At 39.1% G+C, this 11,175-nt stretch carries 8 protein-coding genes; 4 read left to right on the forward strand and 4 right to left on the reverse strand.

All coding sequences use genetic code 11. The features are described from left to right. The 3 genes from T375_RS13545 to T375_RS05565 all read right to left on the reverse strand — a co-directional run bounded on the left by T375_RS13545 (nt 1) and on the right by T375_RS05565 (nt 3,683). The gene (locus tag T375_RS13545; RefSeq protein ID WP_044935979.1) at nt 1–1,014 is read right to left on the reverse strand and encodes an ABC transporter permease; all 1,014 of its coding nucleotides are present in this window, start codon (nt 1,012–1,014) and stop codon (nt 1–3) included. A 1-nt stretch (nt 1,015) separates the two neighbouring features. Beyond that, the gene (locus T375_RS05560) at nt 1,016–1,951 is read right to left on the reverse strand and encodes an ABC transporter permease (RefSeq protein ID WP_044935982.1); all 936 of its coding nucleotides are present in this window, start codon (nt 1,949–1,951) and stop codon (nt 1,016–1,018) included. Between the two features lie 82 nt (nt 1,952–2,033). Further along, nucleotides 2,034–3,683 (reverse strand): peptide ABC transporter substrate-binding protein, encoded by a 1,650-nt coding sequence (locus T375_RS05565; RefSeq protein ID WP_044935984.1) that lies wholly within the window; start codon nt 3,681–3,683, stop codon nt 2,034–2,036. Between the two features lie 346 nt (nt 3,684–4,029). On the opposite strand from T375_RS05565, the gene T375_RS05570 reads away from it, so the two are divergent. The 3 genes from T375_RS05570 to T375_RS05580 all read left to right on the forward strand — a co-directional run bounded on the left by T375_RS05570 (nt 4,030) and on the right by T375_RS05580 (nt 8,371). Then, nucleotides 4,030–4,770 carry a hypothetical protein gene (locus T375_RS05570; RefSeq protein WP_044935986.1) on the forward strand — a complete coding sequence of 247 codons (741 nt, stop codon included), beginning with the start codon at nt 4,030–4,032 and terminating at the stop codon, nt 4,768–4,770. Between the two features lie 103 nt (nt 4,771–4,873). After that, entirely contained in the window at nt 4,874–7,453 is a 2,580-nt protein-coding gene (gene clpB / locus T375_RS05575) for an ATP-dependent chaperone ClpB (protein ID WP_044935988.1), read from the forward strand. Nucleotides 7,454–7,474: 21 nt separating this feature from the next. Next, the gene (locus T375_RS05580) at nt 7,475–8,371 is read left to right on the forward strand and encodes an alpha/beta hydrolase (RefSeq protein WP_044935989.1); all 897 of its coding nucleotides are present in this window, start codon (nt 7,475–7,477) and stop codon (nt 8,369–8,371) included. A gap of 16 nt (nt 8,372–8,387) precedes the next feature. Here T375_RS05580 and T375_RS05585 read toward each other — a convergent pair whose 3' ends face one another. Then, nucleotides 8,388–9,443 carry a LacI family DNA-binding transcriptional regulator gene (locus tag T375_RS05585; protein ID WP_044935991.1) on the reverse strand — a complete coding sequence of 352 codons (1,056 nt, stop codon included), beginning with the start codon at nt 9,441–9,443 and terminating at the stop codon, nt 8,388–8,390. A gap of 229 nt (nt 9,444–9,672) precedes the next feature. On the opposite strand from T375_RS05585, the gene T375_RS05590 reads away from it, so the two are divergent. Then, nucleotides 9,673–11,175: a glycoside hydrolase family 32 protein gene (locus tag T375_RS05590; RefSeq protein WP_049960308.1), complete on the forward strand. Its 1,503-nt coding sequence runs from the start codon at nt 9,673–9,675 to the stop codon at nt 11,173–11,175.

Below are 11,175 nucleotides of genomic sequence, written 5' to 3' on the forward strand. Positions count from 1 at the left end.
CTACATTTCTTTCATCTTTGGATCGAAGGCTTCACGAAGGCCATCGCCAAGTAAGTTAAAGCTAAGCATCAACAGTGCCATTATGATAATTGGTGGAATAATCTGATATGGATGGGTTGTAAATGAATCGTATCCATCTGAAATCAGTGAACCAAGAGAGCACTGTGGTACAGGAATTCCAAGACCTACGAAGCTAAGGAAAGCTTCTGTAAAAATAGCTGTAGGAATTGAGAACATTACCTGTGTGATGATTGGTCCAATAATATTTGGCAGAACTTCTTTAAAGATAATGAAGAAGCTGCCGGCACCCAGAGTTCTTGATGCGAGAACAAATTCCTGCTCTTTAAGTTTAAGCATTTCTGCACGTGCGATTCGGCTCATACCAACCCACTCAGTAAGCATTAATGCAAAAATAATTGTAATCATACCTGGTCTTAAGATAAGAAGCAGAAGAGTTACGATTACAAGTCGAGGAATACCGTTCCAAATCTCTAGCAAACGCTGCATTACCATATCAACGGCACCACCAAAGAAGCCGGAGATAAGACCGTAGCTCATACCGATAATCATATCGATAAGGGCAGCAGCAACAGCGATGATAAGCGATACTCGGGCACCTGACCAGCAGCGAGTCCAAAGGTCGCGACCGTACATGTCACTACCGAACCAGTAGTACAAATCATCATGGCCGCCAGCTTCATATTGATTGATTTCCTTGCTACCTGTTGTGGTGCTAAGTGTTTCTGTTCCATCAAGAATGCCAAGGTTTTCGAGGCCAGGAACACGTGGTGCAAAGTTTTTTTGAGTAAGCTCCTGTGTTGAGTAATCATACTCGGTCATGCCTGGGCCAACGATGGCGAAAAATACAATAAGAATAATGAAGATAAGTCCGACCACAGCGCTTTTCTTGTGGAAGAAACGATGTCTGACTTCCTTCCAAAAGCTTTGTGAAGCATAGTTGGAATCGATATTGATATCTTCATTTTGCTTTTTTAAAACAAAGTATGCATCCATCTTAGTCGCCCTCCTTTCCAAGTCTGATTCGTGGATCGATTATGCCGTAAAGAATATCCACAACCAGCATTACGAAAATGTAGAGAGCAGAGTAGATAAAACTTAAAGCGATTACTACGTTATAATCATTTGATTGAATTGCATTTACAAGCAAGCTTCCTACACCAGGAATAGCAAAAATCTTTTCTACAACCAGAGAACCTGTCATAAGGTCAACTACAAGTGGCGCAAGAACAGTGATGATAGGAATCAAAGCATTTCTTAGAGCATGCTTGATGATAATCTGACTGCTTGTTAGTCCTTTACTTTCTGCAAAAAGCATGTATTCACTGCCTAATACTTCAATCATTTCACTGCGGGTGAATCTGGCAATTGTTGCCATGGTAAACATCGATAATGCAACTGAAGGCATAATGCTGGAATTCAGCGCATCTGCAGTGTTGTAAAGCATTGGGAATACCTTCCATTTGAAACCAAGGTTGTATGAAAGAGCTAACGCAAATACGTAGGATGGAACTGACACACCAATTACTGAAATGATGGTGCAGATAGTATCCAAAATAGTATCCCGCTTTAGTGCTGCAATCAGACCAAGAATCAGGCCCACTATAGCGCCTAATGCTACTGCGAAGAAACCAATGTTGATTGAAATTGGAAGTCTTGATTGGATAAGTTGAGAAATTGGAGTGTTTTTGGAAATATTGTAGCTTACTCCGAAGTCTCCTCTTAGCATGTTGACTACATATCGTCCAAATTGAATTACAATTGGTTGATCCAGTCCATACTTCGCGTACAAGACGGTACGCTGATCATCTGAAAGTTTTTCGTCATTGAATGGCGAACCTGGCATCAAGTGCATCAAAATGAATAGCACTAGAACGATTGCCAAGAGAGTAAGAATAGATGTAAGAACCCTCTTTAGTATGTATTTTTTCATATTACATATCCTTCCCTTTTAAATTTTTACTTAGGGAGCTCAGCTATAAATTCTGAGCTCCAAAGTAAGAATTTAATTTCTATTAGTTCTTTGTTGTGTTCTTGTAAACTCTGTTAAGAGCAACTGGGTGGAAATCAATTCCTGAAACATTAGATGAAACCATCTGTGCATTTGCTGCTGTGTAGATTGGGAAGATAACTGCTTCTTCCATAACAATCTGCTCTGCATCGTAAAGTCGGTCTCTTCTAGCATCAATCTCTGTGCAAAGGTCACCAGTTGTGCATTCATCAAGGATTGCATCGTACTCAGCATTAGACCAGAAACCGTAGTTGTTAGGGTTGTCTGTGTACCACATTCCAAGATATGTCATTGGATCATCGTAGTCAGGTCCCCATCTTGTAAGACCAAGTTCATAGTTACCTTCCTGAAGATCAGATACACGCTGCTTCTTTGGCTCTGTTGTGATGTTTACTGTAAGTCCTGGAAGAGTTGTTTCCCATTCTTCCTTAAGAACTGTAGCAACCTTTGCAGGTGCATCATCCTCATCAGCTACAAGCTCAAGAGTAAGCTCTGTGATACCAAGTTCATCAAGACCTGCCTGCCAGTACTCAGCTGCAGCAGCTGCATCGTCACGGCAGTAATCCTTAAACTGTTCCTGATCTGCAGAGAAGTCAGCAGAGAAGTCACGTGGGATTGCTGTGTATGTTGGAAGTGAGCCATCCTTTAAAACATCAGCTGTAACAGATTCTCTGTTGATTGCCATTGTAAGAGCAAGTCTAATGTTGAGGTTTGCAAGCTCTGGAACTTCCTTGATGTTTGGAGTTACATACCATAAGTAACCAGCACCGATTGACTGGAACTCAGGATCGTCTTCAACCTGGTCAACCTGATCACCGTTTACAAGTGTGATATCTAAATCACCTGTCTGATAGCTCATGAGAGCTGTCTGTGAATCCTGAATTACCTGATATGAAAGACCTGAAAGTGAAACAGAAGCTGCATCGTAGTAGTCCTCATTCTTTGTAAGATGGAATGCTGTTGCAGCTGGCTCGTAGCTATCAAGTACGAAAGCACCGTTTGCAAGAACTGTCTCAGGGCTTGTTGCAAATGTATCACCGCATTCGTTGAAGAAAGCTTCGTTTACAGGATAGAATGTTGGGAAATACATAAGTGAAAGGAAATATGAAACAGGAACATTGAGCTGAACCTCAAGTGTCTTGTCGTCAACAGCTGTAACTCCAAGCTCTGACTTATCCTTTTCACCAGCAATGATTTCTGCTGCGTTTACAATCTGGCCGATGTCTGAAAGCATGTAAGAATACTCAGATGCTACTTCAGGATCTACTGCACGCTGCCAAGCAAATACGAAATCCTGTGCTGTTACAGGCTCACCGTTTGACCAGTTGGCATCATCGCGAATCTTGAATGTGTAAGTAAGGCCGTCATCTGAAAGATCATAGCTTTCTGCTAAAGCGTTGATTGGATTTCCATCAGAATCCATCTGCATAAGGCCATCTGTGTAGTCAGCGATTACTTCGAAAGAAGTACCGTCTGTTGCCTGCTGTGGATCAAGTGATTCAACAGCAGTTTCAATCATTACATTCAGGTCAGTTGATGTAGAAGCAGTAGATGCAGAGCCTGTTGATGCTGTATCTGCACTAGAGTTTCCACAGCCTGCTAACCCAGCAACCATTGTGGCTGCGAGAACTAAAGCAAGTAGTTTTTTCTTCATAAGTTCATCCTCCTTAGGTTATTAAATTTAGGCTTGCTTTTCTTCTTTAGAGAACTAAAGCATATTGGCAAAAAAAACAATGAAGCTCTACCTAATTGTTAGCACTTCATTGTACTTGCGTCGAATTATAGCACAATACTTTAGTAGTTTAAAGAGGAAAATTAAAATTAATTTTAAGTTAATTTGATAATTAGTTATAGAAATATTTAATATAAAAAATATTAAACTTGTATAAACCCCAATATTTAATTTTAGTATAATTTAATAAAATTGCTACAAGGTCTAGTATTACTATGTACAGAAGGTACTATATGTGCTAGTATACTAAAAGGGGGAGATTAAAATTATGGAAACAACAGATATTTTATTTAGAACGCATTTAAATTATCAAATTGAAGCTAATAGCGATGAGGAGCAAGTCCGGCAAGTCACGCGGGACGAAATCGAAAACATTGACCTACATCGCTGTACTTTCTTTGACTTCAAAACTTTTCTTACTTACATTCGAGACAATTACCCAGATTATTATTATAGTGATGCTGCTATCGAGGCAGTTAAGCCAACAGGCTTTAATGAGAATGAAAAATATGATTTTGTATCTTTGACAGACTATGCAAAGCATACAGCCATCACTATTGGCAATATGACTTTATTTAATGAGTTGCAAAAGCTTGCTAGTGCGATTGAACTGCTTAATGTCAAACAATACGATTTTGATCCTCAGCCACCAGTATACGAAGAATTAGGAAGCTGTGTAGTTGGTGGAGCCAATATTGATGCATATAAACTGACTGCATATTTACATGAAAGTAGTACCAAGGAAAGACCTATTGTTGCGGTTCGTTCATATTCGATTGGTACGAAGACATATTTATTGAATCCAGATATTATAGATATTTATTCTATCTATAAGCCTAATGCCACACTAATAGAGACTTTTGCTTACATGTGTTACGAAGATTATCGTCAGCATCGTACATCGCAATCTTTCGATAGACTTCTAATTAGTGGGGATGTAGATGTAGAAAGTCTGGAAGACATGTATTCAACACATTATGACTTACGCGTTTATGATAGACAAAACTAAAGAAATCTAAAATAATTATTAATTATTAGCACTCGGACTTGTCGAGTGCTAATTTTTGTGTTAGAACATAATTACAAGATAAATAACGGGTGGAGGTGAGATTATGAACATCCAAAAATTTACACAAAAATCAATCGAAGCAATTAATGCATGCGAAAAAATAGCCATGGATTATGGCAATCAGGAGATAGAGCAGGAGCATTTATTGATGGCGTTGCTACGTCAGGAAAATGGATTGATTCCATCATTGATTAGCAAGATGGACATCGATGTGGAACAATTCAAAAATGCTGTAGATGCGGCACTTCAAGCCAGAGTAAAGGTGCAGGGTGGTGACCTTCGAGTAGGTCAGCATCTCAATTATGTTCTTACTTATGCTGAGGACGAAGCTAAATCAATGCGAGATAGCTACGTTTCTGTTGAGCATTTGATGCTTGCTATGATTAAAAAGCCAAGCACACCTATCAAAAATATTTTCAAGGCATTTAATATTACAAGGGATTCATTCCTTGCAGTGCTTGCAACTGTCAGAGGAAATCAAACCGTAAATACGGATAATCCAGAGGCAACCTACGACACACTTGAAAAATATGGATACGATTTGGTAGAAAGAGCTAGAGATAACAAGCTTGATCCTGTTATCGGTCGTGATGAAGAAATCCGAAATGTCATCAGAATTCTTAGCCGCAAGACAAAGAACAATCCAGTACTTATAGGTGAGCCTGGTGTTGGTAAGACAGCAGTTGTAGAGGGCTTGGCTCAGCGTATTGTCAGAGGTGATGTACCTGAAGCACTTAAAAACAAAAAGGTATTTTCACTTGAGATTGGCTCAATGATTGCAGGTGCCAAATACCAGGGTGAGTTTGAGGAAAGGTTGAAAGCTGTTCTTGATGAGATTAAAAACTCTGATGGAGAAATCATTCTTTTTATAGATGAGCTTCATACAATCATTGGCGCTGGTAAAAATGGCAATGGTGGTCTTGATGCAGGAAACATGCTAAAGCCAATGCTTGCTCGTGGTGAGCTTCATTGTATCGGTGCTACAACCCTTGATGAATACCGCGAGTACATTGAAAAGGATGCTGCTCTTGAAAGACGTTTCCAACCTGTAATGGTTGATGAGCCAACAGTTGAAGACACAATCTCTATCCTTAGAGGACTTAAGGAACGCTACGAAGTATTCCATGGAGTAAAGATTACCGATGGCGCATTAGTTAGTGCAGCAACACTTTCTAACAGATACATCTCCGATAGATTCCTTCCAGATAAGGCTATCGACCTTGTGGATGAGGCTTGTGCACTTATCAAAACAGAGCTTGATTCCATGCCAGCTGAAATGGATGAGATGAATCGAAGAGTTATGCAGTTGGAAATTGAGGAAGCTGCTCTTAAGAAAGAAACAGACAGATTGTCACAAGATAGACTTGCTGATTTACAAAAAGAATTGTCAGAGCTTCGTGATGAATACAACACAAAGAAGGCTGCATGGGACAACGAGAAAAAGCTTGTTGAGGATGTAGCAAAAATCAAAGAAGAGCTTGATGATGTGCAAGGTCAGATAAAGGTTGCACAGCAGAAATACGATTTAGAGGAGGCTGCAAAGCTTCAATATGGTAAACTTCCAGAGCTTGAGGCAAGACTTGCAGAAGCTGAAGAAAAGCTTAAAGTTAGAGACACAGGCTTGGTTCATGAAAATGTTTCAGAGGAAGAAATTGCAAGAATCATTTCAAGATGGACAGGTATTCCTGTAGCAAAGCTTAATGAAACAGAGCGCAGCAAGACACTTCATCTTGATGAGGAATTGCACAAACGAGTTATGGGACAGGATGAGGCTGTAAAGCTTGTGTCAGAAGCTATAATTCGTTCAAAGGCGGGAATAAAGGACCCAAGCAAGCCAATCGGATCATTCCTTTTCCTTGGCCCTACAGGTGTTGGTAAAACAGAGCTTGCAAAGACATTAGCTCAGGCACTATTTGATGATGAAAACGCCATGGTTCGTCTTGATATGTCGGAGTACATGGAAAAGTTTAGCGTCAGCAGACTTATAGGAGCACCTCCAGGATATGTAGGATATGACGAGGGCGGTCAGCTTACAGAGGCAGTTCGCCGTAAGCCATATTCGGTAGTACTTTTTGATGAAGTGGAAAAAGCACATCCTGATGTATTCAATGTTTTATTACAGGTACTTGATGATGGTCGAATCACCGATTCACAAGGCCGTACAGTTGATTTCAAAAATACAATCATTATTCTAACCAGCAACATCGGCTCTCAGTATTTGCTTGAGGGAATCGATGAAAATACTGGTGAAATCACCCAAGCGACAAATGATTTGGTAATGAATGATTTGAGAAATTCATTTAGACCAGAGTTTTTAAATCGACTGGACGAAATCATCATGTTTAAGCCACTTACAAAGAGCAATATTGGTGGAATAGTAGATTTGATTATGGCTGAATTGAATGGTAGACTTGAAGACAGACAGCTAAAAATCGAACTTACTCCAGCAGCAAAGCAGTTCGTCATTGATCAGGGCTACGATCCAGTATATGGCGCTCGTCCTCTTCGCAGATACATTCAGAAAAATGTGGAGACTATGGCAGCTAAAATCATACTTGCAGGAGACATAAGCGAAGGTTCAACTATCACAATTGATTCAGATGGAACCAAGCTGTTTAGTTAACACACAGGAGGATAATGTATTATGTCATTTCAAACATTCATGTTTAAGTATATGGCAGCAAAGGGGGACAAAAAGAGGGATTCTACATTGACAATACCAGATGATATTCAACTTGAAACAAACATCAACTACCTTGGGAATAGCGATAAATACAACCTTTTAGATGTTTATTTCAAGAAGGGCACAAATGAAATTCAACCAACAATTGTTAGTATTCATGGCGGTGGATATATCTACGGCACAAAGGAGATTTACAAACACTATTGTGTATATCTTGCAGGCCTTGGATTCACAGTTGTGAATTTCAACTACCATTTGGCACCTAAGGCTAAGTTCCCATCTCAGCTTAGTGAAATCAATCAAGTGATGCAGTGGATGGTGAAAAATGCAGCCCAATACAATATCGATATTAATAATGTATTTTTGGTAGGCGATTCTGCTGGAGCGCAGATGTGCAGCCAGTATGCAGCTATCTTCACAAATCCAAAGTATGAAAAGCTATTTCCATTCAGCACCCCACAGGAAATAAAGGTTAGGGCTATTGCTCTCAATTGTGGAATGTATAAATTTGGCCTTGAAGCAGGTGGAAAGGGAAATGAAAAATTTACTCAGGATTTGTACAACATGTATGTTGGAAGAGACGATGATGAAGTAAAGAAACAGCTTGATGTGTTAGGTCACATTACTGAAAACTTCCCACCAGCCTATGTTATGACATCCTACTATGATTTCCTGAAGGACAATGCAGAGCCTATGTACAATTTCCTTAAGGACAAGGGGATTGATACAGAATGGAAGCTGTATGGAGAGGAAGGTCAGGAATACATGGGACATGTGTGCCATGTTAATATGAATCTTGAAGAGGCCAAACAAATCAACCAAGATGAGGCTGCTTTCTTCAAAAAATACATAAAATAAAAATAAGGGATTCCACTTATTTAGTGGAATCCCTATATATAACATCAGTTTCGATGTATGTTTTCTTATATGGCATAAGAGGATTTGCAATTCTAGAAAGAAGAATTTCTGCAGCTGTGTAACCCATAGAACTGCTATGGATTTTAACGGTTGTGAGGCTTGGCTCTAAAAGGGCTGCCTCAGGGGCATCATCAAAGCCACACACCTTTACATCTGCAGGAGCATCCTTGCCTAATAATCTAAGAGCCTTTAAAACCGACATTGCCAAGAAGTCGTTTGCGCAGAAGAACAAATCTGGCATCGTTTTAAGGGCTTTTATTTTTTCGCTAAGCCATAAAACATCTGAATATGGACAACTGTCATCCTCTAATATGCAGTTTGCTGTATCTATATTAATTCCTCTATCTGCAAGAACAGACACGTATGCTTGCCATCTTTCAAAGAATGATTGGCAGTGGAAACGGTCACCTACGAAAGAGACATTCTTGCAGTCTTTTTTTATCAGAGTATCAAGCATGTGATATGAGCTTGATAGATTTTCCATGTATAAAACATCTGCATTTATTTCACAGCGATGAGATATAGGGCTATCTATAAAGAGAAGAGGGATATTTTGTTTGCACAAAAACTCGCTGTACTTTTCGGAAAAAAGCTCTATACATAGAATGCCGGCAATATTATCAATGTTAAGATTGCTAGGAAAACATAGATTGTCTATTTCATAATCTCTGATAATGTTGATAGTTAATTTGTAACCAAGGCTATCGATTTTGTGCTGGAATGCTTCTAAAAGCTTGGTTCCAGAGTGAGAGTAGCCTGGGAAGGAATGTGTAAACAAAGCAATTTCAGTTTTTCCATCTGAAGCAGGTAAATTTGCACTCACTGTACCATTGTACATGGCTCTTGAATCAGGCATACTAAATTGCTTATATCCCATTGAAATGGCAGTTTGGCATATCTGATTTCTTGTTTCTTCTGAAACATTTCCTGTATTATTAAGAGCTCTTGAGACCGTATTTCGTGACAATCCAAGAGCGTCTGCAATTTCTTGTAAAGTAACCCTTTTACTCATAATAGTCTCCTAAATTTAATCTAATATCAATCATACTTGAAGGTGATAAATGTGTCAATTGTAACATTTTGAAATAGTCTAGTATGTAATTTCTAACAAAATGAATGGTGCATTTGATTACATTTGCACAAAAATATGTTACTTTTGCAAAGCATTATTGATTTATATGCACCATGAATGTAAAATTTATGGTGCAAGATATAGTGCAAATGCACCTTAGGGAGGTAATATGAGAAAAGCAGCGGTAGTGATTTTGGCCGGTATCATGGGGTTAAACATGGTAGCATGTGGCAATCAAACAGTAGAGGTAGAGGCAGAGGAAGAGAAGTACTTGGGAGAAGAATATGATAATTATGAGTTGTTTCCAGCTTCGGTAGAAGGATTTATTGGAGATACAATGCCTTTTTATGATGATGGAAAATATAATGTTTTCTATTTGGCTGATCAACGAAATGGAAAACAGGGTTATCATCCATGGGCTTTGATTCAGACCAGCAATTTTACAGAGTATGATGACAAGGGTGTGGTGATTAATTATGGAGATACTGTCGAAAGTCAGGATATTGCACTTGGTACAGGAAGCGTAATCAAGGATGACAAAGGAATCTATCATGCCTTTTACACAGGCCATAATGATACATATGAACCCAAGGAAGCTGTGATGCATGCCACAAGTTCGGATTTAGAAAACTGGGAAAAGATTCCAGCAGATACGTTTACAGGTGCGGGCAAGTACTCCACAGATGATTTCAGAGATCCATATGTTTATTATTCGGTTGATGATAAATGCTATGAGATGCTTGTAACCACTCGTTTTGATAATAAGGGAGTTATCGTAAAATACACATCCAAAGATTTGAGCAAATGGACTGACGAGGGAGTCTTTTTTGAGAATGACTTGGGAACCGATTCAAATATGGAGTGTCCATCTCTTCTTCAATATAAAGGAAAATACTATTTAGCATTTTCGGACCAATGGCCAAATAGAGTTGTTCATTATCGTGTAGCAGATTCATTGGATGGACCATTTGAAAAGCCTGAACGAGATTCATTTGATTGCAATGGTTTCTATGCTGGAAGACTGGAGACAGATGGTGAGAATCTTTATGTAGTTGGCTGGAATGGAACCAAGAAGGAACACCAGGATACAGGAGAATATGACTGGGGTGGAAATATGGTCTCTCATCTTTTGAATCAAAATGATGATGGAACATTATCACCAGTATTGAATCCAGAGATTAATAAGAAGCTGATACACGAACTTGATTTGGAACCACTTAAAATGACAGAGACAGTGAAAGCAGACGGTACAACCTATACCTTTAGCGGTGACAAATATGAAATGGTTGGCTTTAAGAATCTAATGGGAAGCTACCTGTTAAAGGCAGACATCAAGGATTTTGATGCCGATGGCATGTTTGGCTTTTGCTTCAATACAAACACTGAAAATGTGGGCAATCTCAACATCATTTTCAACGGGGCAAATAATAGAATCGAGTTTTACAACGGCAGCAACATAATGGAAATAAGCGCTCAATCCTATGTTGATTTTGATTTGTCAAAGGAGAAAGAGCTGCATGTATCAATGGTTATTTCTGATGGAGTTGTTTGCATGTATGTAAACGATGAGCTGGCTTTTACAACTCGCATGTATTTATCACAGGGAATGGAATGGGGAATTTTCTCAGTTAATTCTAATGTGGTATTCGAAAATATGAGTATTAGCAAGTAG

Origin of the sequence: Pseudobutyrivibrio sp. LB2011 (assembly GCF_000701765.1) — a bacterium.
Lineage (GTDB): Bacteria > Bacillota > Clostridia > Lachnospirales > Lachnospiraceae > Pseudobutyrivibrio > Pseudobutyrivibrio ruminis.

Excerpts from the sequence above, each read along its gene's own strand:
- T375_RS05560 (WP_044935982.1), bottom strand. The coding sequence starts at position 1,951 with ATGAAAAAATACATACTAAAGAGGGTTCTTACATCTATTCTTACTCTC.
- T375_RS05570 (WP_044935986.1), top strand. The coding sequence starts at position 4,030 with ATGGAAACAACAGATATTTTATTTAGAACGCATTTAAATTATCAAATT.
- T375_RS05585 (WP_044935991.1), bottom strand. The coding sequence starts at position 9,443 with ATGAGTAAAAGGGTTACTTTACAAGAAATTGCAGACGCTCTTGGATTG.
- T375_RS05590 (WP_049960308.1), top strand. The coding sequence starts at position 9,673 with ATGAGAAAAGCAGCGGTAGTGATTTTGGCCGGTATCATGGGGTTAAAC.
- T375_RS05580 (WP_044935989.1), top strand. The coding sequence starts at position 7,475 with ATGTCATTTCAAACATTCATGTTTAAGTATATGGCAGCAAAGGGGGAC.
- T375_RS05565 (WP_044935984.1), bottom strand. The coding sequence starts at position 3,683 with ATGAAGAAAAAACTACTTGCTTTAGTTCTCGCAGCCACAATGGTTGCT.
- T375_RS13545 (WP_044935979.1), bottom strand. The coding sequence starts at position 1,014 with ATGGATGCATACTTTGTTTTAAAAAAGCAAAATGAAGATATCAATATC.
- clpB (WP_044935988.1), top strand. The coding sequence starts at position 4,874 with ATGAACATCCAAAAATTTACACAAAAATCAATCGAAGCAATTAATGCA.